Source organism: Hyphomonadaceae bacterium BL14, from assembly GCA_027627705.1.
Taxonomy (GTDB): domain Bacteria; phylum Pseudomonadota; class Alphaproteobacteria; order Caulobacterales; family Maricaulaceae; genus Oceanicaulis.
Genome location: CP091242.1, coordinates 946,250 through 971,505 on the forward strand (window position 1 = coordinate 946,250; position 25,256 = coordinate 971,505).

Here is a 25,256-nt window from a genome sequence, read left to right on the forward strand (position 1 = left end):
TCAATGCCCCGTCGAGCACCCCGTGCCTACCGCCCGTCAAACCTCTTGGAAGAAAAGCCCTTGGGCGCCAGCTTGCCAGCCTGGGCGCGCCGCCCCTCGAAGAGACGCCAGTCCTCGACCAGATGCCTGCGGCCCGCCGGATCAATGCGCAGCAGACCTTCTTGGCTGGCGAACACTGCAATGTCGGCGAGCCCGGCCTGCTTGGAGCCGCCGATCAGGCGCACGCCCTTGCCGCGCACCATCTCGGGCATGTCGTCGAGCGGGAAGACCAGGAGCTTGCGGTTCTCGCCCAGCACGGCCACCCGGTCGCCGGCGACCGGCACAGCGGCCATGGCGCGTGCGCCGGCCCCCAGTGTCAGCACCTGACGGCCTGCCCGCTTGGAAGCAGGCAATTCCTTTTCTTCAACCACGAAGCCATGGCCCGATGTGGAGGCAAGCAGCAGCTTGCGCGCCGGGTCATGGCGCAGCAGCGTCACCGGGTCGGCATCGTCGGCGGCATCCACCATCAGGCGCACCGGCTCGCCAAAGCCGCGCCCGCCAGGCAATTTCGCTGCATCCAGCGTGAACCAACGCCCGTCTGTGGTGAACAGGAGCAGCTTGTCGGTGGTCTCGGCCTTGACCGCGAACAGGGTCTCGTCCCCGTCCTTGTGCTTCAGCGTCGACAGATCATCCACATGGCCCTTCAGGGCGCGAATCCAGCCCATGCGCGACAGGATGACCGTGATCGGCTCGCGCGCGATCAGCGCTTCATCCACCGCGTCGGACAGATCGGCGGACGGCGCGTCGGCGAAATCGGTGCGGCGCTTGCCCAGAGGCGTGGCGGGGCCGAAGCGCTTCTTCACCTCGGCAATCTCGCTATCCACGGCTCTCCACTGCACCGCCTCGTCAGCGATCAGCTCCTGCAGCGCCGACCGCTCCCCGCCCAGCGTGTCCGCCTCGGCGCGCAGCGTCATCTCTTCCAGCTTGCGCAGAGAGCGCAGGCGCATGTTCAGGATCGCCTCGGCCTGACGCTCGGTCAGGCTGAACGCCGCCATCAGGACGGGTCGCGGCTCGTCCTCCTCACGGATGATGCGGATCACCTCATCGAGATTGAGGAAGGCGATGATGTAGCCGGCGAGAACCGCCAGCCGGTCCTCCACCTTTTCCAGCCGGGCGCGGGCGCGGCGCACCACCACCACCTGGCGGTGGTCGAGCCAGATGCGCAGCGCCTCTTTCAGTCCCACCACGCGCGGCGCGCCTGTGGCGTCCAGCACATTCATGTTCATGGCAAAGCGCACTTCCAGATCGGTGACCCGGAACAGCGATTCCATCAGCAGGGCCGGATCGACGGCGCGGCTTTTGGGCTCGAACACCACGCGGATATCTTCCGCGCTCTCATCCATCACATCGGCCAGAAGCGGCAGCTTCTTGAGCTCCATCAGCGATGCAATACGTTCAATCAGGCGCGATTTCTGGACCAGATAGGGAATTTCGGTGACGATCACGCGCCATTGGCCGCGCGCCGCCTCCTCAACCTCCCAGCGCGCGCGCAGGCGGAAACCGCCGCGCCCGGTCTCATAGGCCTCCAGCATGGAGCCGGCCGGCTCGACGCACACCCCGCCGGTGGGGAAGTCGGGACCCTTGACGTAGTTCATCAAGGTCTCGGTGGCGGCGTTGGGGGTCTTGATCAGATGGCGCGCCGCATCGCACAGCTCGGCGGCGTTATGGGGCGGGATATTGGTGGCCATGCCCACCGCAATGCCCGCCGATCCGTTGGCCAAGAGGTTCGGGAAGGCCGCCGGCAGCACCAGCGGCTCCTCATCCTCGCCGTCATACGTGGTGCGAAAATCGACCGTGCCGGCGTCATAATCCTGCAAGATCAGGCGGGCGGCTTCGGTCAGGCGCGCTTCGGTATAGCGCATGGCCGCCGCGCCATCGCCGTCCACATTGCCGAAATTGCCCTGGCCCTCGACCAGCGGATAGCGGCTGGCGAAATCCTGGGCCAGGCGCACCAGCGCCTCATACACCGCCTGGTCGCCATGGGGGTGGAAGCGGCCGATCACATCACCCACCACGCGCGCGCATTTCTTGAAGGCCGAATCCGGGTCCAGCTTCAAAAGCCGCATGGCGTATAGCAGGCGCCGGTGGACCGGTTTCAGCCCGTCGCGCGCATCGGGCAGGGCCCGCTGGGTGATGGTGGACAGCGCATAGGCGAGATAGCGCGAGGACAATGCGTCCTCAAAGCTCTCTTCGAAAATCCGCCCGCCGTCTCCGGGAAACTGCTCGCCCATATCGTCCTCGCGATTCGATCAGGCTCGACTATACGCGGTGATGCGCGTGAGCGAGGGGTGCGCGGCGCAGCCCGTTCAACACCTCATCACGTCTCCCACGGCCGCCCCCGCCGCGCGTCGTTGGCGGTGCGCAGGCGGATGACGCGGCCGTCGCGGATCCACACTTCGGCCCCACCCAGTTCGTCGCGCGCGCGATCATCCAGCAGGATGGCGGCGCAGCGCCTTTTGCGCCAGGCGCTGGCACGGCCGTCAAACAGGATCAGGTCAGCGCGCTCGCAATCCTCCACCAGCGCTTCCGGGTTGCCTGTCACGGCCACCAGTACGCCTTCCACCGTGCGGCCCGCACAGCCCAGCCCGTCACAGGCGAGGCCGGCGCGCGCCACCGGGGCCCCGCCCTCCCCGGCCCGCTGCAGCAGGGCCGTGGCGGCAAAGCGCGCGCGGCGGGTATGGGTCGTCTGAAACCCGCCGCCGTCTTCAAAACGGGCCAGCACCACGCCGCCGTCAGCGATCATCAGATCAGGCGGGCTTTGCGCGCTCCACAGGGCCAGCGCCAGAAGCGTCACGGCCCCACCTGTCAGACGCGCCAGCCCTAGGCCGATGGTCAGCAGCGCAAATCCGGCCGCATACAGCGCCACAACCCGCCCGTCAGCGGCTGTCACCTGCACCGCCGCGCCGTCCAGCCGCGCCGTCCAGTGGGCTATGGCGAGCACGATGCGCAGACCCTGGTCCATGGCGAACAGGAACACACTCTCCAGCCCGAAGGGCGCAGCGGCCAGCGCCATCACGCCCGCCGGCATCACCCAGAAGGTGAAGACCGGCATGGCCAGCAGGTTAGCGACCATGCCGTACGCGGCCATGCGCTGGAAATGAAAGGCGGCGAAGGCACCAGTGGCCGCGCCCGCCACCAGCGATGTGACGGCGAGACCGGCAAAGCTGCCCATGGCGCGCCCGATCAAGCCGGGGCGGCCTTCTGGCGGGGGCCGCACCCGCATCCACGCCTCATACACCGCGATCAGCGCCGCCACGGCGGCAAAGCTCATCTGAAAGCCGGCATGAATCACGCTTTCGGGTGCGATCAGCAGCACGGCCAGCGCCGCCAGCGCCAGCGAGCGCAGGGAGAAGGCCCGCCGGTCGATCAGCACGCCGATGAGCACCACGCAGGCCATGATCCAGGCGCGCTGGGTCGACACGGCCGCGCCAGACAGGATGAGATAGGCGGTGGCCGCCAGGATCGCGATCAGGGCGGCGGGCTTTCGCGGATCATGGGCGCGCGCCAGCGGCTCGATACTCGCCAGCATGAACCGCACCGCGAAGAACACACCGCCTGCGAACAGCGCCATGTGCAGGCCGGAAATTGCCAGAATATGCCCCAGGCCCGACAGGCGCAGCGCTTCGGCGTCCTCTTCGCTGACCCCCGCACGCTCGCCGGTCAGCAGGGCGGCGGCCACAGCACCGGTTTGCGCGCCTGCCACCGCCTCGACCCTCTGGGCCAGCCGCCATCGCAGCCCCGCCAGCCATCGACCGAACCCGCCGCTCTCCACCGCAGCGGGCTCAAGCGCCACAATCGCGTAGCCCGTCAGCGCCACAGAATCGAACCACGCCGCACGCCCGCCATCATATCCGCCCGGCGCGGCCGGTCCGGACGGACGGCTGAGCACCGCGCGCAGGCGCACCCCGTCCCCCGGCGCGAAATCAGCAAGGCCTGCCCGCACCCTTATGCGCCGGGGCGGCTCGTCGGTGCCCTCCATGGCGGTGACCCGGATGCGCAGGCGCGGCCGCGAGCCGCCACGCTCCACCGCCTCGATCCAGCCCTCCACGGCGACGGCGCGCCCTGATGTTTCCAGCGGCGGGGGCGCGGTGCGCTCGGTGCGCATCTGGGCGTGGCCAAGCCCGAATACGAACACGGCGGTGAGAATGAGGACGTAGAGAACCACGGCACGGCTGCGCGCCAGCACTCCGCCCACCAGCAAAACGAGCGCGAGCGCCATCAGGGCACGCGCGGCCCAGGCCGGCGGTTCTTCGGGCAGCGCAAAATACGCCGCGGCACCTGCCGCTAAGGCGCAGGGCAGCCACAGGATCAGACGTGACGGATCCGGCGCGCTGAAGCCCGCAGGGGCGCCCAGCACGGCTACAGCGCTGCGCTCCCAGAAGCCAGGCGCGCGCCGGAAGGGATCAAAAACCGCATCCACACGGGAAAGTTTTGCGCCTGTGACGCGCCACGCGCAAGGCATGTTCGCGCGGCGCGCGAACCGGTTACGCTTTGGCGAAGAAGCTCTTCATGGCGCGCGCCGCCTGACGGATACGCTGCTCGTTCTCCACCAGAGCCAGACGCACATGGGTGTCGCCGCGCTCGCCAAAGCCCAGACCCGGCGCGACGGCCACATCGGTCTCTTCCAGCAGGCGCTTGGCAAACTCCACCGATCCCATATGGGCGAAGGGCTCCGGGATCGGCGTCCAGGCAAACATGGTGGCCGGGGGGCTGGGGATGTTGAAACCGACCCGGCCAAAGCTCTCCACCATCACGTCACGGCGTTTGAGATAGGTCATGCGTGCCGCCTCCACCCCGTCCTGGGGGCCGTCCAGCGCTGCCACAGCGGCAATCTGGATCGGCGTGAAGGCACCGTAGTCCAGATAAGACTTCACCCGCTTGAGCGCGTCCACCAGACGCGCCGACCCGGCGGCAAACCCGATACGCCAACCGGGCATGGAATAGGTCTTGGACATGGAGGTAAACTCCACCGCCACGTCGCGCGCGCCCTTGACCTGAAGGATGGAGGGCGGCGGCCCGCCATCGAACCAGATATCGGCATAGGCCAGATCAGATATGATCACGAGATTATTGTCGCGCGCCAGCTTGACCGCCTCTTCATAGAAGTCGAGGCCGACGACCCGCGCCGTGGGATTGGACGGAAAGTTCAGCACCAGGGCCGACGGGGCGGGAATGGAACGTTTGCACGCCAGCGCCACATCGCGCAGGAACGTCTCCGGATTGTCGAACCCCACCGGGCGCACCGCGGCACCGGCAATGATGAAGCCGAACATGTGGATGGGATAGGACGGGTCCGGCACCAGGATCACATCGCCGGGCGCGGTAATCGCCTGCGCCAGATTGGCCAGCCCCTCCTTGGAGCCCAGCGTGACGCAAACTTCGGTATCGGGATTAAGCGCCACGTTGAACCGGCGGTCGTAATAGCGCGCCAGCGCCCGCCGCAGCGAGGGCAGGCCCTGGCTCGCCGAATAGCGATGCGCGCGTGGATCGGCGGCGACTTCCTTGAGCTTGTCGATGACGTGCTGGGCCGGCGGCAGGTCCGGATTGCCCATGCCGAAATCAATGACGTCCCGCCCCGCCTTGCGGCTGGCGGCTTTCATCCGGTTCACTTCCGCAAACACATAAGGCGGCAGACGCCGCTCCCGGTAAAACACATCAGTCGGGGACGCGGTCATGGAAAGATCCGGTTGCTGCGCTGCCACATGGACGCCCAGCTTTCAGCCTCAGCGCCGCGCGCGTCAATGGCGCAATGCGGCGGGGGCTACTCATCCCTCGCCCGGAACACCCCGCTCACCGGGGCGTGCCGGTAGGCGATGCGCATGACCGCGCGCGAGACCGGCTCGGCCACGGTCAGCATGTGGAAAGCGTTGGCGTGAATGATCGTGTCCGGCGAGGTGAGAATGCCCACATGGCCCGGCCAGAACATCAGATCGCCGCGCTGCAACCCGCCCAGTTCTTCGTCGATGTCCACCTCGTCCCAGTGGGTACCGGCCCAGGCTTCCTGATCGCCGCTATCACGCGGGACCAGCACGCCGCAGCGCTCCAGCGCGGTCTGGACAAGGCCTGAGCAATCCAGCCCCAAACTCTCCTTGCCACCCCATTGATAGGGCGTGCCGACAAAGCGCTCGGCCACTGCGGCAAAGTCGGTTTCATGGGCACCCAGCGGTGCCAGATGGCTTTCGAAAACCCAGCCAAGGCGTTGTGCTTCAACGAACTTCCCGCTGCGAGATCCGGCGGATAACTTGGCGTTCATGGAGACAAGAAAGCGCGGGGCGGACTTCAGATCGGGCTCTGAGAAGACATAGGTGCGCAGCACGGAGACGGTGTGAGTGGGGATCAGCACCGGCGCGGACAAGGCCTCCATGGCGACCCAGCCGCGATAGCCGTCGAGGCGCGAGACGCCCTCACCCCATCCTGCCTCTTCCCGCTCGACATGAAACACTTCGCCCGCCAGCAGCTGGCTGATCTGCATGGCGTCGTCTTCGGGCGCCTTGCGGATCGGAGCGACGCCGGCCGTGACCTGGAAATCCGTCATCGCCTAACCCTTGTAACGTTGTTTCAGGAAATGCCAGAGCGCACGGCCACCCAGCAGCTCGCCACCGGCGGGGCGGCCGGGCCGGGCCGACGGGTTCCATCCGAAAATGTCGAAATGCGCCCAGGCGCGCGCCTCGCGGGCGAAGCGGCGCAGGAACAAGGCCGCCGTCACAGACCCGGCGAACTTGCCGCCCGTATTGGAGAGGTCGGCGATCGAACTGTCGAGCAAGGCGTCATAGCCGTCCCACAACGGCATCGGCCAGACCGGATCGTCCACGTCCCGCCCGGCGGCCGTCACGGCGTCGCGCACGCCCTCATCGTCGGTGTAGAGCGGCGCCAGTTCCGGACCCAGCGCCACGCGCGCCGCGCCGGTAAGCGTGGCCATGTCCACCACCAGATCAGGATCAAACTCGACAGCGCGCGTCAGCGCGTCGGCCAGCACCAGGCGCCCCTCCGCGTCGGTATTGCCGATCTCCACCGTCAGACCCTGACGCGAACGCAAAATGTCACCAGGACGGAAAGCATTGCCGGAGATGGCGTTTTCCACCGCCGGGATCAGCACGTGCAGGCGCACCGGCAGGCGCGCATCCATGATCATGGACGCCACGCCCATCACGCTGGCTGCGCCCCCCATATCCTTCTTCATCAGCAGCATGCCGTCGCCCGGCTTGATATTCAGCCCCCCGGAATCAAAGCACACGCCCTTGCCCACCAGCGCCAGTCGGGGGTGGTTGTCCTCGCCCCAGTGCAGCTCGATCAGGCGTGGCGCATCGGTGGAGGCCCGCCCAACCGCATGGATCAGCGGATAGTTTTCCACCAGCAGATCGTCGCCGGAAATGACCGACACGTCCGCCCCGAACCGCGCAGCCAGGCCGCGCACGGCCGCCTCGAGATGGCTGGGCAGCATGTCCCCGGCCGGCGTGTTGATCAGGTCGCGCGTGAGCATGACGCCCTGCGCCACGCGCATGGCTTCGGCCCGGTCCGCACCCGCCGGCAGGACCAGCCGTGCGGCGGCCCGGCGGGGTGCCTTGTAGCGGGTGAACTGGTAACCGCCGAGCGCAAAGGCCGATGCGAACACGGTCGGATCCCACCCTTGAGGCATATTCTCGAACCGCCAGTCGCCTTCGGGCAGGGTCAGCGCCGCGCCCGCCGGGTCAAACGGGCTCGTGCCGGGCCCGGCACCCACCAGCGCGTCGGCACCCGATCCCGGCGGCAACATCACCACCTGGCCCGGCGCAGCTTCGAATCCGCAATCAACCGCATGGGCGCGCGCCGGATCCGGCAGGCCGGCCAGCGCGTCGGCCAGCCCGTGCGATGTCACCAATCGCGCCAGCCGCCCCGTGGCAGAGGCGTCGGCGAACAGGTCCAGGATCTGCGTCATGTCAGGCATTCCATATCGGCTGGGGCGCGGCAGTCGTTAACCGCTTCTTGACCGGCGCGCGTGAGTACTGGGCAAAGAAGCGCTGGCAAAGAGGTAGAGCATGCGCGCGCCCGTATCCGCAATCGCCCTTGTGAGCCTTGTCCTGACCGGCTGCGGTGCCACAACCGGCGGCACCCGCCTGACGCCCCAGGAAGAATCACTTTCACAACAGATGCAGGCGCGCTCACTGGCACCGGCCACCGCCGATGAGCGGGCGGCGATCCGCAATCAGGACCTGCTCACCCAGTCGGCCTTCTGGGCCGAGGCCTATCAGATGAACCCGGCAGACCGCGAAGCGGCGCTGGAGCTGGCCACCGTGCTGCGCCAGCTTGGCGGCGCGGGGCGCGCGGCCGAAGTCGCACGCCAGGCCCTTGCCCTGTATCCCGACGATATGGCCTTGCTCACCCAGTTTGCGCTGGCCCAGACCGCGTCTGGTCAGGGCACACAGGCGGTGGAATCTTTCAATCGCGTGCTGCAATCACGCCCGAATGACTGGCGGCTTTACAATGCTTATGGCGTGGCGCTGGAGCAGGCCGGGCGCAGCGAGCGGGCCAGGGCCCTGTTCCTGGAAGCGCTGGCGCTGAGCCCGGGTGAACCGGCAATCCTGACCAATCTGGCCATGAGCCACATGCTGGCCGGCGATCCCGAAGAGGCCGAGCGCCTGCTGCGCCAGGCGGTTGATCATGACCGTGCCGCGCCGGAAACCCGCCAGAATCTCGCGCTTGCCCTCGCCCTGCAGGGCCGGTTTGCCGAAGCGGAAAGCATCGCCAGCAGCGATCTGCCCGCGGACATGGTCGCGGCAAACATGGAATTTGTGCGCGATCTGATGAGTTCGCCGCGCACCTGGGACCGGCTGCGAGAGGCTGATCTGCGCGGGCGGTAGAGGTCGCCGCACAGCCCGCCCGTCACCCGTCCGGACCATCAAGCGGCGACATGCACCGCAATAGGCTTCCGTTCGGATCGAGCAGGGCAAACATGCGATGACCTGACGGGTCGTCCCAAGGCGCAGTCAGCCGCGGGATTCCTTCGCCCGGGAGGCCGATTTTGGTCCACTCCCGATGCAGCGCATTGGCATCCGAAACCCGCACGCAGGCGCTGAACGCGGATTCGCGCGGGTTCAGATCGGGATAGGGAAAAATTCGATCTCGAGCGGGCCTCGGGAGAGAATCATCCAGCCCGCATCTCTGAAATCCACCGCAAAGCCGAGCCTTTCGTAAAACGCGACGGTCGCTGCAAAATCGATCGCTGGCAGATTGGCGCTAATCCGCTCGGTCATGGCACTCCCCTCCTGCAGGCCAAGCCGGGCTGCCCCTGACCTAAACCGTTCAGCTTTTGGCACCCGGCGCTGCATCCTGGGCAAGCGGGTGACCTTGCGGGATCACACCGGCCGGCAGCCGGTCCGGCTGCACGATCCCGAACGAGATGATCAGCTTGGCTGCCTCCTCGATGGTCAGGTCCAGCGGCACGGCTTTTGAGCGCGGAACGAACAGCAGGAAGCCGGAGGTCGGGTTGGGCGTGGTTGGGATGAACACACCGATCACCGGTTCGCCCTGGCCCACCACCTGGCGGATGACGCCCCGCCCTTCCGAGGCCACAAACGCCACGGCATAGCTGCCCGCCATGGGGTATTCCACCAGCACCACCTCCTTGAAAGAGTGCTGCTGACCCTGAAACACTGTTTCGATGATCTGTTTCAGCGCGCCGTAAACATTGCGGATAAAGGGCAATCCGTTGACCAGACGCTCGCCAATGGCGATGACCGTACGGCCCAGAATGTTCGCGGCCAGTGCGCCCAGAAGGGTCAGCGCCAGGATCGCGATCAGCACGCCCATGCCCGGAATGGCGAAGGGAAGATAGCTTTCCGGATTGTACTGGGCCGGAATAAGCGGCTTGATCGTATTGTCGATGAAACTCACCACGGTGACGATCAGCCAGACGGTGATCGCCAGCGGCGCGGCCACGGCGACGCCGGTCAGAAAGCGGGTGCGAAGCCAGCGCAGCACGGTTCACCAACCTCCAACAAGAACGCGACTTGCCATGATGATGTGTTTTGAGGCATTGGCCAAATCATGGCTGCACTTGCCCGGCGGGGCTTTGAGGGCTTAGCTGTCTGCCATGATCCCGGCCCCTTCCATCCCGCTTCTGCGCCGTTGGCTCTGGCGTCTCGTACTGGCCGGGGCGGCGCTGTTCGTTGTGCTGACCCTGATCGCCGCCTGGATCATGCGCGAGCAGATTTTCCAAACCTTTCTTGATCCGGGCATTCCGTTCCAGACCTATGAGCGCCCACCCGCGCCGGACTACGCCCTGGCCGAGGCTTGGGCGGTTCGACCCTCCGCACCACCCGAGGATCCGGACACAGCGGCGGTGTTCTTCGTGCACCCCACCACCTACGAAGGCGGCGCGCACTGGAATGCGCCTTTCGACCGGCCGCAGGAGGCTGAGGTCATCGCGCGCTCGGCACTGCCAAACTTTGCCGCCCCGTTTCTGGTCCATGACGCCGCGCTTTACGCCCCGCATTACCGCCAGGCGGCGCTGTATACGTTCCTCAACAATCGCGAGGACTCCGTACAGGCGCGCCAGCTGGCGTTCGAGGATGTGCGCGCGGCCTTCGACGCCTTTGCGCGCGAGATCGGGCCCGACCGGCCTTTCATCATTGCGGGCGCCGGACAGGGTGCCAGCCAGGCGCTGGGCGTGCTGATCCATCAGGTGGCACCAAACCCTGAGCTGCGCGCGCGTCTGGCTGCGGCCTACCTCATGGAAACGGCCGTGCCGCTGGACCTGTTCGCCGGACCGCTGGCAGATGTCCCGCCCTGCCACCGGCCCGAGGACGTGCGCTGCGTCATCGCATGGGCCGCCGCGCGGTCCAATGAGCGCGGGCGGATTGAAGCCATCACCCAGCGCGCCCGCGCATGGGACGCCAGTGGCGATCTGGTGCCAGTCACCGGCCGGGCCTTGCTGTGCGTCAATCCTGTGCTTTGGACCACGGCAGAAGATTACGCCCCGGCCCGCCTGCATCGCGGCGGCGCAGCGGCAGAGGGCCTCGACCTGACCGACACCCCCTCACCCATGGCGGGCCAGACCGGCACCCGGTGCGAGGACGGCGTGCTGATGATCGACCAGCCGCGCACCCGGGCCCTGCGCCGGGCGGCGCGGGTCGGTGAGGACCGGCGCACGCCTACCTCCAACCTGTTCTACATGGATATCCGCATCGATGCGGAGCGCCGCCTGGAGACGCTGGCGGGCCTGCTGGCGGAGGAACGCCGATGGGCCCCGCCACTGGAGGACATTGAGGAGATCGACGTGGCCCCGGTTGTGCCGATGCGCGGCGGCTAGCTGCCGGCAGCGCGAAAATCGTTCAGCGCACCGGACAGGGCATAATCGCGCGCGCCGACGGTTTCAAACCGGGTTTCGGCTTCTGTGCGGAACGCATTGATCAGATAGCGGATCGCGCGCGAGCGATTGGTGTCCACCAGCACCTGCAGGATCGGATTGCGGAAATGATAGCGGATCCAGAAATCCACAAGCGTCGATCCGTCCTCCAGCGCATGAAACCGCCACTGATTGGCCAGATCATCAAACGGGCCTGAGAGGTATTCCACATCGATCCGGCGCTCGAGGCGCTTGAGCGATACCCGGGTGGTGAAGCGCTCACGCACAAAGCGGAAGCGCACCCGCGCCTCGGCGTCGAGCTCGCCGACACCGGCGGTCACGTCCTCCCGCATCACCCGCATGGCGCTGATCAGGGGGATGAAGCGCGGATAAGCGCGCACATCGCTGACCAGATCGAAGAGATCGTCGGGCCTGTGGCGCAGGCGCAGGCGTTCGACGTGCTCAGAGGACACGGCTAGACCGCGCGCCCCGAGGCCAGCGCCGCCGCGCGTGCGGCGCGCAGGCGCTGGAAATCCTCTCCGGCATGATAGCTCGAGCGCGTCAGCGGAGACGCCGACACCATCAGGAAGCCCTTGGCACGCGCGATGGTCTCATAGCCCTTGAACTCGTCCGGTGTCACATAGCGCTCCACCGCCGCGTGCTTGCGCGTCGGCTGCAGGTACTGGCCGATGGTCAGGAAATCGACACCGGCTGAGCGCATGTCGTCCATAACCTGCATGACCTCTTCCTTCGTTTCGCCCAAGCCCACCATCAGGCCGGACTTGGTGAACTGGGAAGGATCGCGCTCCTTGACCCGCTCCAGCAGGCGAAGGGAGTGATAATACCGCGCACCGGGACGGATGGAGAGGTAGAGCCGCGGCACGGTTTCCAGATTGTGGTTGAACACATCCGGGCGCGCATCAATCACCTGTTCGGCTGCGCCGGCCTTGCGCAGGAAGTCCGGGGTCAGGATCTCGATTGTGGTCTTCGGCGTCGCGGCGCGGATCGCGGCGATGACCTCGGCGAAATGCTGCGCGCCGCCATCGGCCAGATCATCGCGGTCCACCGAGGTGATCACCACATGCTCCAGCCCCATGGTGGCAGTCGCCTCGGCGACGCGGCGCGGCTCGTCCGCGTCCAGCGCGGCCGGCAGGCCGGTCTTCACGTTGCAGAAGCTGCACGCGCGCGTGCACGTGTCGCCCATGATCATGAAAGTGGCATGCTTCTGGGACCAGCACTCGCCAATGTTCGGGCAGCCCGCCTCCTCGCACACGGTGACGAGGTTGTTGTCCTTCACCAGCTTGCGGGTCTCGGCGAACACGGCGCCCGCAGGCGCGCGCACGCGAATCCAGTCCGGCTTGCGCAGAACCGGCGTGTCTTCACGCTTCTGCTTTTCCGGATGGCGCTGGGCGCGGGCGGTGCGGGCGTCGATGAGCGTCGTCATGGCGCGCAAGATGGACCTCGCGCGCGGCAGGTTCAAGCGCGCCCTGCTGAAAAGGCGCGCCGCCGCGCCAACGGGGCGCAGCGGCGCTTGCAACACACGTCAGATCAGATGGCGTCGGGCGCGCCGGCCTCTGCCTCCAGGCCCTTGAGCGACTCGCGCCCGAAGATCGCCAGGGTCCAGGCCCCCAGACCGATGCACAGGACCACCGGAAGGATGATGAAGCCAAGCACCGGCACGGCACTCAGCGCGATGATCGCGATGATGGCCAGGAACAGCGATGCGATGCGCAAGCCCAGGCCTGCCCGCCCGCCCGAACGGTTCATCACCGCGTCGCCGATCACCACGCCGCCAAACGCGAACGCCAGGAAGTACAGGATGGGTGCCGCCAGGATCAGCAGCACAGCCAGCGGAATGCCGATGATCGTGATCATCAGGAGCACCATCAAGGTGGCAATCAGCACCGGCGACATGGCCAGCACCACCAGGCCCAGAAAGCCGGAGACCCACGGGCGGCGGCGGAAGGCCAGCGCCACGGCGGCGACACCGCGCGGCACGATCACCGATGCGAGAAAGCCCAGCATGAATGCGCTGGCACCCAGCACACCCCCGACCGCCCACGGCGACGGCAGGAAGCTCAGCGACACATCATTGCGCGCGTGGTTGTCCTCGACGAACGGCGCTTCGACATAGGTCAGCTCACCCATGACCGCACCTTCGGCCACCCGCGGCGGGTTGGGTGCGCGCACCGTCACCGGGCCCTCGATCCGCGCGCTCGCCGTAAAGCTGATATCGCGCCCCGCCATATCCAGCGGTCCGTTGACTGTGCCCGAAATGCTGATGTCGCGCGCCCCCAGCTTGCCGCCCTGGCCCAAGACGCCGTCGACAATGATCTCGCGCGCAGCAAAATCGGCTTCGCCCGAGACACGGGCTTCCCGCCCGATGGTGATGACGGCACCGCGCGCGCTCATATCGCCGCCGACCACGCTGAGCAGCGTGACATTGGCCCCCGCCGCGTCGAAATCGCCGCCCACAGGCGCATCCAGCGTGATGTTCGCCGCAATGCCCGTCACATCGCCATGGACGGGGCCGGCCACGGTGACATTCGCGGCGGCCATCTCCAGATCGCCGCCGATATCGGCACTGGTGAAGAAATCGGCAGACGCCACCGACACCGTGCCGCCGACCCGGCCGGTCAGGCGCACATTGGCACCGGCAATGCCGATATCGCCGCGTTCATCCAGGTCCAGCTGCAGATTGCCGCCGACATACTGCGCAGAGGCCGGCCCCGCCAGAACGGCGGCAGCGGCCAGGGCGGCCAGCGCGATCGACTTGAACACTTTGATCATAGGCGTCTCTCCTCGTGCGGTTCCGCCCCCGCCGGGTGCCGGCCTTTTGGCCTGGCGTCCCGTCGGGCAGGGCGGCAGTCTCTCGTATGGGACCAACCATATCGAAACTCGATAACATATCGAAACTCGATATCAAAGAGAAATTTTCCGAAAAACGATAAATTCAGCCTGCGGTTCTTGGCACCCGCGAACCGGCCTGTCGGCTAGATGTGGAGCGCGCGCCCATAGGCGTCCAGCACGCTTTCATGCATCATCTCGCTGAGCGTGGGATGCGGGAACACCGTATGCATCAGCTCGGCCTCGGTGGTTTCGAGCGTGCGGCCCACCGCGAACCCCTGGATCAGCTCGGTCACTTCCGCGCCGATCATGTGGGCACCCAGCAATTCACCGGTTTTGGCGTCGAAGATCGTCTTGACCAGGCCCTGATCCTCGCCCAGCGCAATCGCCTTGCCATTGCCCACAAAGGGGAAGCGGCCGATTTTGAGTGCGTGTCCGGCCTCCTTGGCGCGCGCCTCGGTCAGACCCACCGATGCGATCTGCGGGTGGCAGTAGGTGCAGCCGGGGATATTGGTCTTGTCGATGGGATGCGGATGAAGCCCGGCAATGGCTTCGACACAGATGACGCCTTCATGGGACGCCTTGTGCGCCAGCCAGGGCGCACCGGCGACATCGCCGATGGCATAGAGCCCTTTGACATTCGTGCGCCCGTACCCGTCGGCAGCGACATGCCCGCGCTCCACCGTCACGCCAAGGTCTTCCAGCCCCATGCCTTCCACATTGCCGGTAATACCGATGGCCAGAATCACCCGCTCGGCCTCGATGGATTGCGCCTTGCCGTCCTTGCCGGTGACCTGAGCCGTGACGGTTTTCGCACCCATTTTGAGGCCGCCGACCTGCGCCGACGTGAGAATGGTCATGCCCTTCTTGCGGAAGGTCTTTTCGGCAATGCCAGAGATTTCCGCGTCTTCCGCAGGCAGGATGCGGTCGACCATCTCCACAACGGTCACCTGCGCACCCATGGTGTGGTAGAAGCTGGCGAACTCCATGCCGATAGCGCCTGACCCGATGACCAGCACCGATCCGGGCATGGTTTCAGGGACCATGGCCTCCTTATAGGTCCAGATCAGCTTGCCGTCCGGCTCCAGCCCCGCCTTGGGCAGGGTGCGGGCGCGCGCACCGGTGGCCAGGATCACGTGATCGGCAGACAAGGTGTGCTGCTGGCCGTCCTTGCCGTTCACCACCACATCCGGGGCCGCCTCGCCCGGCTGCAGGCTGGCTTCGCCATCGAACACCGTCACCTTGTGCTTCTTCATCAGACCGGAGACGCCCGACGACAGGCGCTTGGCCACCAGGCGTGATCGCTTGACGACAGCGCCGAGGTCGAAGCGCACATTGTCCGCCGCCAGGCCAAACTCGTCTGCACGCTGGAACAGCTCGTACACATCCGCGCTGCGCAGAAGCGCCTTGGTGGGGATGCACCCCCAGTTCAGGCAGATACCGCCCATATGCTCGCGTTCGACCAGAGCGGTCTTCATGCCGAGCTGGGAGGCGCGGATCGCGGCGACATAGCCGCCCGGACCGCCGCCAATGACGATCAGATCAAAGCGCGTTTTGGACATGGGGGTCTCGCTCTGCGGACAGGTGTGCTGTGGTCATCCCCCAGCAGACATGGAAAATCAACCGCGCCACGGCGATGCGCGCCGCACCTCAGTCACGACGGGTCAAATCAAAGCTCGCCATGCCGGCCAGATTGACGATGTCAGACACGGGCGAGCCGACACGCGCGATCTGGACCGATTTCTCGAGCCCGATCAACAGGCCTTCGATCACCGTGGCCCCGCCCGCCGCCTTGAGAAGGCGCGTGGCGATGGAGGCCGAGTGCACTGCCGGCATGATCAGCACATTGGCCGCATCCGACAGGCGCGAGAACGGGTAGGCCTCATGATGGTCGGGATCGAGCGCGATGTCGGCGGCCAGCTCGCCCTCATACTCGAACGCCACGCCGCGCTCTTCCAGTATCTCGACCGCACGCTGGACCTTGGCCGTGCGTTCGCCGGGCGGGTTGCCGAAGGTGGAATAGGACAGGAAGGCGACCCGCGGCGACAGGCCCAGGCGCCCCGCCGCATGGGCTGCACCTTCCGCGATTTCAGCCAGATCCCCGGCGTCGGGAAACTCGGTCACATTGGTGTCGGCAATCACCAGCGTGCGGCCCTTGGCCAGCGCAATGGACAGACCGATGATCCGCCCGCCCGGTGCCGGATCGAGCACCAGGCGGATATCTGACATCGTGTTGGTGAAGTGGCGCGTGACGCCGGTGACCATGCCGTCTGCATCGCCAAACCGCAGCATGCAGGCGGAGAAGACATTGCGGTCATTATTGACCAGGCGCTGCACGTCCCGGCGCAGATAGCCGCGGCGCTGCAGCCGCTCGTACAGCCAGTCGGCATAGTCGGCATTGTGGTCCGACAGCCGGGCATTCCAGATTTCCAGATCATCCTCCGGCAAGCCCAGCTCTCGCATGTTGCGCCGGGCAATATCGTCGCGCGCCACCAGCACCGCGCGCCCCAGCCCCTGGGACTGGAAGGCGTGAGCGGCGCGGATGACGCTGGGCTCCTCGCCTTCGGCGAACACGATGCGCTTGCCGGTGCCCTTGATGGAAGCGGTGATGCGCTGCTGCAGAGCCGCCGTCGGATCGAGGCGCCGCGCCAGGCGCCGGCCATAATCCTGCGGATCTTTCAGCGCGATGCGCGCCACGCCGGACTCTACGGCCGCCCGCGCCACATAGGGCGGCACGAAGCTGAGCAGGCGCGGATCGAACGGTGAGGGAATGATGTAATCGCGCCCGAATTTCAGCGCGCCGGACTTGTTGGCGGCCGCAACTTCATCGGGCACATCCTGACGGGCCAGATCAGCCAGCGCGTGGGCGGCGGCCAGCTTCATCTCCTCATTAATGGTCCTGGCGCGCACATCCAGCGCGCCGCGGAATATGTAAGGAAAGCCCAGCACATTATTGACCTGATTGGGGAAATCGGATCGGCCCGTAGCCACTATCGCATCGGTGCGCACGGCGCGCACCAGATCGGGCATGATCTCCGGGGTCGGGTTGGCCATGGCGAAGATCACCGGATCGGGTGCCATGGATTTCACCATGGCCGGGGTCACAATCCCGCCCGCCGAGAGGCCCAGCATGACATGGGCGTCCACCATCGCCTCCTCCAGCGTGCGCAGCGGCGTGCGGCGCGCATGACGGCGCAGCCGCTCGTGCAGATCATTGCGGTCGGAGTGCACCACGCCCTTGAGGTCGATGATCGTGACGTTCTCGTCGCGCACGCCCAGCGATTTGAGCAACTCCAGCACCGACAGGCCCGCCGCGCCGGCACCGATCAGCACCAGGCGAACCTCCTCCAGCGTACGGCCCGTCAGGCGGCAGGCATTCATCAGACCCGCCGCGGCAATGATCGCGGTGCCGTGCTGGTCATCGTGGAAGACCGGGATGTCGAGCATCTCGCGCAGGCGCGCCTCGATCTCGAAGCATTCCGGGCTCTTGATGTCTTCCAGATTGATGCCGCCAAACGTGTCACCGAAGCCCGCCACACAGTCCACGAACCGGTCAGGATCGGTGTAGGCAATCTCCAGATCGAAGGCATCGATATCGGCAAAGCGCTTGAACAAGACCGCCTTGCCTTCCATCACCGGCTTGGACGCCGCCGGCCCCAGATCGCCAAGACCCAGAATCGCTGTGCCGTTGGACACCACGGCGACCATATTGCCCTTGGAGGTGTAGTCGTAGACGGCGTCGGGATTGGCCGCGATGGCGCGCACCGGCGCGGCCACGCCGGGCGAATAGGCCAGCGCGAGATCGCGCTGGGTCGCCATCGGCTTGGTGGGTTGCAGCGCGATCTTGCCGGCCGGTTCGGCGCGGTGAAACGCCAGCGCATCTTCATCGGTCTGGGACAGGCGTTCGATTTCAGACATGGCGCATTCCGGTCAGCGAGGAATAGAAACGAATAGCGCGGCAGCTATACGCTGGCCCTGCGCGCACGGCTACCGGGTGACGGCGAGGCGCTGCAGAGCCCGCACCCGCACGCGCCGGTCGCGTTCCCGGCCGAGCGCGTCAGGCAGGCCCGCCAGCACATCGCCCGCGCTTGCGCCCGGCCCCAGCCGCCGGCCCGCATCGCCATGCAGCCAGACGGCGGCAGATGCCGCGTCGAATGGCATCTGGCCCTGCGCCAGCAATGCCCCGGTCAGCCCGGCCAGCACATCGCCCGTGCCTGCGGTGGCCAGCCGCGCGCTGGCATGGACGTTGACCCGCACCGCCCCGCCGGGCGCGGCAATGACGGTATCGGGGCCCTTGAAGACGATCACGGCGTGGGCCAGACGCGCCGCCTCACGCGCTGCCTCGATCTTGTTGATCGCGCCCGAAGCCAGTCCGGGGAACAGGCGCTCGAACTCGCCGGCATGAGGCGTCAGCACGCAGCGCGGATGCAGCTGGCTGAAAAGCGTTTCCGGCGCGTCGGCGAAGACGCTCAGCGCATCGGCGTCCAGGACCAGCGGAATGCGTGCGGCGCAGGCCGCCGCGACGCGCGCTTTCAACGCCTCATCCGGCCCCGCGCCCGGCCCCAGCACCGCCGCGCTGGCACGCGCCGACGCCAGCGCCGCGCTGAAGTCGCCCTGCCCCAGAGCGCGCGTGACCAGCAGCGGGTCAACCGCTGCCTCCGCCACTGCGCCGGGCGGGCATGCCAGCGTCACGAACCCGGCTCCGCCGGTCAGCCCCGCCTTCGCGGCCAGCCGTGCGGCCCCGCTGGCACCCGGCGGACCTGACAATACCAGCAGCCGGCCACGCGCATGCTTGTGGGTGCCCGCCTCCAGCTCCAGCCCCGCCACGGGCCACAGATCGGGATGGTTGAGCTCGCCGCAAGGCACGGCCTCGTGCTCCCAGCCCGCCGGGATGCCGATATCGGCGCACACGATCTCTCCGCAGAGCGCCCGGCCCGGCTGCAGCACATGGGCGGGTTTGAGCCGGTGAAACGTGACGGTCAGAGCGGCCTGGAACACAGGCCCGCCGGCTTTGGCACCCAGGCCATCGAGGCCGCTGGGCACATCGGCGCTCACAACAATGGTGCCGTGTCCGCAAGCCGCCGCCAGCCGCGCTGCCTCACCGTCCAGCGGCCGGGACAGGCCGGCACCAAACAGCGCATCAATGACCAGGCCGAACGTCCCTGGATCGCAGCCGTCCAGCGCCTCCACCGGTCCGGTCCAGCCCTTCGCCGCGCCCGCCGCATCGCCTTTCAATGCCCCGACCGGGCAGGCGGAAAACACCCGCACCGGCCAGCCGCGTTGCGCCAGAAAGCGCGCCGCCACCCAGCCATCCCCGCCATTATTGCCGGGCCCGCACAGCACCGCGGTGGGTCGGGGTGCCCAGCGGGCCGATATGGCATCCGAAATGGCCCGGCCCGCGGCCTCCATCAGCGCTGCGCCTGACACACCCCGCGAGATCGCGAACTGATCCGCACGCGCCATGGCCCCAGGCGTCAGGAGGGCGTGATCAGGGTTCATAAGCGTCTCCTGCGCTTCACCGGCGTGCACGGGCGCCTCATGACAGGGCGCCGCTCAGCCATTGGCATCGAGGCCCGTGCGCAGACATTGCCTGGGCGCAGCGCCCGGCTAGCGTGCCCCACGATGCGGAGGCCGACATGAAAAAAATCGAAGCGATCATCAAACCGTTCAAACTCGATGACGTGAAGGAAGCCCTCCAGGAGATCGGCCTGCAGGGCCTGACCGTGACCGAAGCCAAGGGCTTCGGGCGCCAGAAGGGCCATACCGAACTCTATCGCGGCGCCGAGTACGTCGTCGACTTCCTTCCCAAGATCAAGATCGAGCTGGTGCTGCCTGACGCCCGGGTGGACGCCGCCATCGAGGCCATCGTTAACGCCGCCCAGACCGGGCGCATCGGCGACGGCAAGATTTTCGTCATGCCGGTGGAGGCGGCGATCCGCATCCGTACCGGCGAAACCGGCGATGACGCGCTTTGAGCGCCCGCCCCTGCCCTTACTAACCCCCTGACCGGAGCCCTACCTCAATGTCTGACAAGATCATGAAACTGATGGAAGAGCAGGATGTCGAGTATGTCGACCTGCGCTTTTCCGATCCGCGCGGCAAGCTGCACCACGTCACCTTCCACAAGGACATGGTCGACGAGGACTTCTTCGAAGACGGGCAGATGTTCGATGGCTCCTCGATCAATGGCTGGAAGGCCATCAACGAGTCGGACATGACGCTGAAGCCGGACGTCGACACCGCCCATATCGACCCGTTCTTCCAGCAGACGACGCTGAACATCATCTGCGACGTGCTCGATCCGTCCACCGGCGAAGCCTATAACCGCGACCCGCGCACCACCGCCAAGAAGGCTGAAAAATTCCTCGCGGCCTCGGGCATTGGCGATACCGCCTTCTTCGGCCCGGAAGCTGAATTCTTCGTCTTTGACGATGTGCGCTGGAGCGTGAAGCAGAACGATACCGGCTATATCCTCGACTCCGAGGAAGGCCCGTACAACTCGTCCAAGAAATACGAAGGCGGCAATCTCGGCCACCGTCCGGGGCCCAAGGGCGGCTACTTCCCCGTCCCGCCCATCGATTCGCTTCAGGACATGCGCTCTGAAATGCTGACCGTCATGTCCGATCTGGGCATGCAGCCGGAAAAGCACCACCACGAAGTGGCACCCTCGCAGCATGAGCTGGGCATGAAATTCGCCACGCTCACCACGATGGCCGACCGGATGCAGCTCTACAAATACGTCATCCACAACGTCACCGCCGCCTATGGCAAAACGGCGACCTTCATGCCCAAACCCGTCTATGCCGATAACGGGTCCGGCATGCACGTGCACCAGTCCATCTGGAAGGGCGGACAGCCCCTGTTCGCCGGCGACAAATATGCCGATCTGTCCGATATCTGCCTGTATTATATCGGCGGGATCATCAAGCACGCCCGCGCGATCAACGCGTTCGCCAACGCCTCGACCAATTCCTACAAGCGTCTGGTGCCCGGCTTCGAAGCGCCGGTTCTGCTCGCCTACTCGGCGCGCAACCGCTCGGCCTCGATCCGCATTCCGCACGTATCCTCACCCAAGGCCAAGCGCATCGAGACGCGCTTCCCCGACGCGGCGGGCAATCCCTACCTCACCTTCGCCGCGCTCCTGATGGCCGGCCTCGACGGCATCGAGAACCGCATCCATCCCGGCGAGGCGATGGACAAGGACCTCTATGATCTGCCGCCCGAGGAGCTCAAAGACATCCCCACCGTCTGCCGCTCCCTGCGCGAGGCGATGGAATCGCTCGATGCCGACCGTGACTTCCTCAAGAAGGGCGGCGTATTCGATGACGACCAGATCGACGCCTATATCGAGCTGAAGATGGAAGAGGTGACGCGCATCGAGCACCACCCTCACCCGGTCGAGTTCGAGCTCTATTACAAAGTCTGACACGCCTGGCGCGCCAGCCAACCGGCACAGCGGCCGGCCCGGAATATCCGGGCCGGCCGTTTGCGTGCGGGCCTGCGCCTGCAACCGCTGCCGCAGCGCCGCTGCAGTGTCGACGCCGGACGCATCATGGGCTAGACACTTGATCCGACGTTCTGTGTCTGCACGATGCAGGCGACCAGTCTGGAGACCCGCCGCATGCGCCGCAGCCTTCTCGCCGCCGTTTCGACCCTTGCGATCGCCGCCAGCCCGGCCCTCGCCCAGGAAACCCGCGTTGAGAACGAGCGCACCACCCCGATTGATACAGCCACCGCTGGCAATATCGTCATTGCGCCCAGCGGCCGTGTCACCCTGACCGGACAACCCGGGCCGGCCGTGCGGGTCAATTCCAACAACACGGTCACAACGAATGCCGGCTCACGCATCGAGATCGCCGATCAGGATGGCGCCGTTGGCATCCAGGTCGATCCAGGGACAACCGCGGACGTGGCCCATGGCGGCGTCATCGCTCTCAGCGACCCCTTTGTGGCCCCGGTCGACGAGGACAGCGGCGTTCCTGACGGGCCGTTTGCCGAAGACCAGAACAAGACAGGCATTCTCATTGGGGCTGTGGACGGCAGCTTTGATGCAGTCCCGGGCCAGGCCGCCTTTGACGGCTCGCTGGCCGCCGGGGTGAGCAGCGTCGTCGATGTCGCGGGCCAGAACAGCTTCGGCGTGCGCACCGTCGCGGGCGTCACCGGCGATGTCCTGCTGCAGGGCCAGGTCAATGTGCGCGGCGAGCGGACACGTGGCGTTTCGATCGAGAATGGCGTCGGTGGCGATGTCGAGATTCGCGCCGTCTCCGCCGTGACGCCGGACGGGTCCGGCGTGGTGGTCGAAGGCCCTGTCGGCGGCGGCATCCGTCTGACCGGCCCGATTGACGTCACCGGCTACCGCGTCCCCAGCCGGGTCGCACGTGACCTGTTCGAACAGCTCGCCGGCCTGGATGTGTCACAGAATGCCAACTCGGCCGTGATCATTGCCGGATCGGTGCAGAATGGCGTCTTCATTGGCACCTCGTCGGTCATCAGCCAGAGCAGCGGTCGCGGCAGCGCCGTCGAACTGCGCCCGGGCGAGGCCGCGGCACAGGACCAGGTGATCGGCGGGACGGTCCTGCCGGCCAATTTCGGTGTCGCTGAAGCCGATATTGACCCGAATGCCGGTCCCGAAGCGCTCGGCTACAGCGTCGTCAACCGGGGCACTGTCGCCGCCCGCGGCGTGTTTGACGGGCGTGACGCGACCGCTTTCCTGATCGCCGGACGCGATGTGAGCGGCGTGATGCGCGCCGTCATCCTGACCGAGACGGGCATGCGCAATGACGGTGCCATCGATGCAGCCGCCTTTGACGCAGACGCGACAGGCCTGCGCGTGGGAGCCGGCGCGCAACTCGACACGTTCCACAATCGCGCCGAACTGCGCGCAACGTCGAGCCTCGGCTTTGAGGATGACGGCTTTGATGACGCTGCGCATGGCACCGGCCGCGCGTTTGCCCTGGTCCTGGATGAGGGGTCCGATATCCGCCGCATCCTCAACGAACGCGGGACTATCTTCGCTCTGGTGGAGCGCGGCGGACAGGCCGCGACCGCAATCACGGTGAACACCCAGTCACTGGACCGCATCGATAACTCGGGCACGATTTCGGCCCGGGCGATCAATCTGGCCGATGGTGCTGACCCGGTGTCCACGATCGCCATCGACGCACGCAATCACGATGCCGGCCTGCTGATCCGCCAGACGGCCCCGGTCGACGATGAAGGCAATCCGGTTACTGATCTGACCGCGGCCATCATCGGCGACGTGATGCTGGGCGACGGCAACGACACAATTGAACTCCTGTCGGGCGATTTGCTGGGCGATGTCAGTTTTGGCGGCGGCAATGATACGCTTGTGATCAACGGGGCCCGGCTGACCGGCGCGATCACCAATGGCGGCGGCGAGCTGAATGTGTCGGTCACCGACGGGCGCATCACATTGACCGGTGCCAATGCCGTCGAGCTGACCAACGCCGTGTTCAATTCCGGCGGGGTCCTCGACCTGCGTATAGATTCTGCGGGGCGTACCGACGCCTTCATCAACGCCAGCGGCGATGTGTCCTTCCTGGACGGATCAGACCTGTCCATCAGCCTGGCTCAGCTGGTTGGCGGCGGGCGCGATTTCCAGCTGATCACGGCGCAGACCCTGACGATCAGCAATGAATCCGAGCTGCTGACCGTGGCCGATGCGCCCTACATCTACAATGCGTCAGTCCGGCGCGATGACACCGACCCCAATACGCTCATCCTGAGCCTGGAGCGCAAGAACGCCGACCAGTTGGGCTTCAACGCGAACCGGGCGGCCGCCTACAGCGAGGCGCTCGCCGCGTTCGATGCTGTGGACGGCCTGGGAACAGCGATCGCGGCCCTGCGCACCCAAAGCGAATTCTTCGGTGCCTATGACCAGCTCCTGCCTGACTATGCCGGCAGCGCCATCCAGTTTGCGCTGGCGTCCAATGATGCGGCGGCCGGCGCCCTGGCGGCCCGTCTTGAAAATGCGCGCCGCGCACCTGACCAGCTGGCGGGCATCTGGATACAGGAATTTGCCTACTTCGTTGACCGCGCGGGCGGCATGGTCACCGATCCGGGCTATCGCGGCCAGGGTATCGGCCTTGCTGCAGGCGTGGACATCCCCTGGGGGCCGTTCTACGCGGTTGGTCTCAGCGTATCGGGTGCCAGCAGCGACATGCGCCGCCATGAAGGATTCAATGATCCGATGGTGGCCTTCACCGGCCAGTTCGGTGCCTATTTCGGTATGGATGTCGGCGGGTTTGATGTGTCCGGCTCCGCCGGGGTCGGGTTCGACCGGTTCGAGACCGAGCGCAGTATCCGCATTCAGGACTTCAGCGCTCTGACCGTCGCGGACTGGAGCGGCTGGCACTTCACCGCTTCGGGCCGTGTGGGCCGCGACTTCACGCAAGGCCGCTGGGTGATCCGTCCGGAAGCCACCCTGACCTATCTGAGCCTGTTTGAGAGCGCGTTCAATGAGACCGCCGAAGGCCTGAACGCCGATACGGCTGCGCGCCTGGCGCTCTATATCGACGACCGGGAATCCTCGACGCTGCTCGGTGCGGCCACCCTCACCGCGGCGCGCCGGTTCGGCAATGACACGTCCTGGTGGCTGCCGTCCCTGCGAATCGGCTATCGCGGCGAGTTTTCCAACCGGGCACCAGACACCGTGGCCCGCTTCGGGCCCGACGGCGCGGCCTTCACGCTCAATCCGCGTGCAGTCCCGGGTTCGGGTGTTCTGCTCGGCTTCGGTTTGTCGGCAGGGTCGAATTATTCGACCTTCACCTTCGGTTATGACGCCGATGTACGCGATGACTTCATCCGCCACACGGCCCGCATCCTGATTCGCCTCGCCTTCTAGGCGATTTGTATTGCACCCATGAGGGTGTTCGCCTATCTTTGCAGGGTCCGGATAAACCAGTCCCCCATACGTGTTGCCCGGAAAGCTGGCGTGGCCGTTCCCCTTGCGGCCGCCGGCATTGGACCCGGTCCCCGGTCCCTGACACAGGGACCGGGGACCGTACCGGGCCGTTTTGAGCCCTTG

General features: G+C 66.4%; 18 protein-coding genes. 5 read left to right on the forward strand and 13 right to left on the reverse strand.

Features of this window, described 5'->3' with window-relative positions:
* Positions 1 to 26: 26 nt before the first annotated feature.
* From parC to L2D00_04545, 5 genes are all read right to left on the reverse strand, one after another.
* Positions 27 to 2,270 carry a DNA topoisomerase IV subunit A gene (parC, locus tag L2D00_04525; protein ID WBQ13952.1) on the reverse strand — a complete coding sequence of 748 codons (2,244 nt, stop codon included), beginning with the start codon at positions 2,268 to 2,270 and terminating at the stop codon, positions 27 to 29.
* Positions 2,271 to 2,356: 86 nt separating this feature from the next.
* Complete coding sequence (locus L2D00_04530; GenBank protein ID WBQ13953.1) at positions 2,357 to 4,396, reverse strand: ComEC family competence protein; 2,040 nt, start codon at positions 4,394 to 4,396, stop codon at positions 2,357 to 2,359.
* Positions 4,397 to 4,523: 127 nt separating this feature from the next.
* A complete protein-coding gene (locus L2D00_04535; GenBank protein ID WBQ13954.1) occupies positions 4,524 to 5,714 on the reverse strand; it encodes an LL-diaminopimelate aminotransferase in 1,191 nt (396 codons plus the stop codon).
* A gap of 86 nt (positions 5,715 to 5,800) precedes the next feature.
* On the reverse strand, positions 5,801 to 6,574 hold the full coding sequence (locus L2D00_04540) for a C40 family peptidase (GenBank protein ID WBQ13955.1): 774 nt from the start codon (positions 6,572 to 6,574) through the stop codon (positions 5,801 to 5,803).
* A 3-nt stretch (positions 6,575 to 6,577) separates the two neighbouring features.
* Positions 6,578 to 7,954 (reverse strand): leucyl aminopeptidase family protein, encoded by a 1,377-nt coding sequence (locus tag L2D00_04545; protein WBQ13956.1) that lies wholly within the window; start codon positions 7,952 to 7,954, stop codon positions 6,578 to 6,580.
* Between the two features lie 100 nt (positions 7,955 to 8,054).
* Here L2D00_04545 and L2D00_04550 point away from each other — a divergent pair, with 100 nt between their 5' ends.
* Complete coding sequence (locus tag L2D00_04550) at positions 8,055 to 8,876, forward strand: tetratricopeptide repeat protein (GenBank protein ID WBQ13957.1); 822 nt, start codon at positions 8,055 to 8,057, stop codon at positions 8,874 to 8,876.
* A gap of 234 nt (positions 8,877 to 9,110) precedes the next feature.
* On the opposite strand, the gene L2D00_04555 is transcribed toward L2D00_04550, so the two are convergent.
* Together L2D00_04555 and L2D00_04560 are read right to left on the reverse strand one after the other, a co-directional pair.
* On the reverse strand, positions 9,111 to 9,269 hold the full coding sequence (locus L2D00_04555; GenBank protein ID WBQ13958.1) for a hypothetical protein: 159 nt from the start codon (positions 9,267 to 9,269) through the stop codon (positions 9,111 to 9,113).
* A gap of 49 nt (positions 9,270 to 9,318) precedes the next feature.
* Positions 9,319 to 9,996 (reverse strand): DUF502 domain-containing protein, encoded by a 678-nt coding sequence (locus L2D00_04560; protein ID WBQ13959.1) that lies wholly within the window; start codon positions 9,994 to 9,996, stop codon positions 9,319 to 9,321.
* A 112-nt stretch (positions 9,997 to 10,108) separates the two neighbouring features.
* Here L2D00_04560 and L2D00_04565 point away from each other — a divergent pair, with 112 nt between their 5' ends.
* Entirely contained in the window at positions 10,109 to 11,326 is a 1,218-nt protein-coding gene (locus L2D00_04565; GenBank protein ID WBQ13960.1) for a DUF3089 domain-containing protein, read from the forward strand.
* Here the strand turns inward: L2D00_04565 and L2D00_04570 are convergent.
* The 6 genes from L2D00_04570 to L2D00_04595 form a co-directional block, all read right to left on the reverse strand.
* Complete coding sequence (locus L2D00_04570) at positions 11,323 to 11,835, reverse strand: type II toxin-antitoxin system RatA family toxin (protein WBQ13961.1); 513 nt, start codon at positions 11,833 to 11,835, stop codon at positions 11,323 to 11,325. The two genes, L2D00_04565 and L2D00_04570, sit on opposite strands and share 4 nt — an antisense overlap.
* A gap of 2 nt (positions 11,836 to 11,837) precedes the next feature.
* A complete protein-coding gene (gene lipA, locus L2D00_04575) occupies positions 11,838 to 12,842 on the reverse strand; it encodes a lipoyl synthase (GenBank protein WBQ13962.1) in 1,005 nt (334 codons plus the stop codon).
* A 68-nt stretch (positions 12,843 to 12,910) separates the two neighbouring features.
* Positions 12,911 to 14,152, reverse strand: coding sequence for a hypothetical protein (locus L2D00_04580; GenBank protein WBQ13963.1), 1,242 nt, complete (start codon positions 14,150 to 14,152; stop codon positions 12,911 to 12,913).
* Between the two features lie 203 nt (positions 14,153 to 14,355).
* The gene (gene lpdA, locus L2D00_04585; protein ID WBQ13964.1) at positions 14,356 to 15,771 is read right to left on the reverse strand and encodes a dihydrolipoyl dehydrogenase; all 1,416 of its coding nucleotides are present in this window, start codon (positions 15,769 to 15,771) and stop codon (positions 14,356 to 14,358) included.
* A gap of 88 nt (positions 15,772 to 15,859) precedes the next feature.
* The gene (locus tag L2D00_04590) at positions 15,860 to 18,127 is read right to left on the reverse strand and encodes an NADP-dependent malic enzyme (GenBank protein WBQ13965.1); all 2,268 of its coding nucleotides are present in this window, start codon (positions 18,125 to 18,127) and stop codon (positions 15,860 to 15,862) included.
* Positions 18,128 to 18,196: 69 nt separating this feature from the next.
* Positions 18,197 to 19,708 carry an NAD(P)H-hydrate dehydratase gene (locus L2D00_04595; GenBank protein ID WBQ13966.1) on the reverse strand — a complete coding sequence of 504 codons (1,512 nt, stop codon included), beginning with the start codon at positions 19,706 to 19,708 and terminating at the stop codon, positions 18,197 to 18,199.
* A 137-nt stretch (positions 19,709 to 19,845) separates the two neighbouring features.
* Between L2D00_04595 and L2D00_04600 the strand changes: the two genes are divergently transcribed.
* From L2D00_04600 to L2D00_04610, 3 genes are all read left to right on the forward strand, one after another.
* Entirely contained in the window at positions 19,846 to 20,184 is a 339-nt protein-coding gene (locus L2D00_04600) for a P-II family nitrogen regulator (protein WBQ13967.1), read from the forward strand.
* Positions 20,185 to 20,231: 47 nt separating this feature from the next.
* Positions 20,232 to 21,635, forward strand: coding sequence for a type I glutamate--ammonia ligase (gene glnA / locus L2D00_04605; GenBank protein ID WBQ13968.1), 1,404 nt, complete (start codon positions 20,232 to 20,234; stop codon positions 21,633 to 21,635).
* A 195-nt stretch (positions 21,636 to 21,830) separates the two neighbouring features.
* Complete coding sequence (locus L2D00_04610; protein ID WBQ13969.1) at positions 21,831 to 25,073, forward strand: autotransporter domain-containing protein; 3,243 nt, start codon at positions 21,831 to 21,833, stop codon at positions 25,071 to 25,073.
* Positions 25,074 to 25,256: the final 183 nt, after the last annotated feature.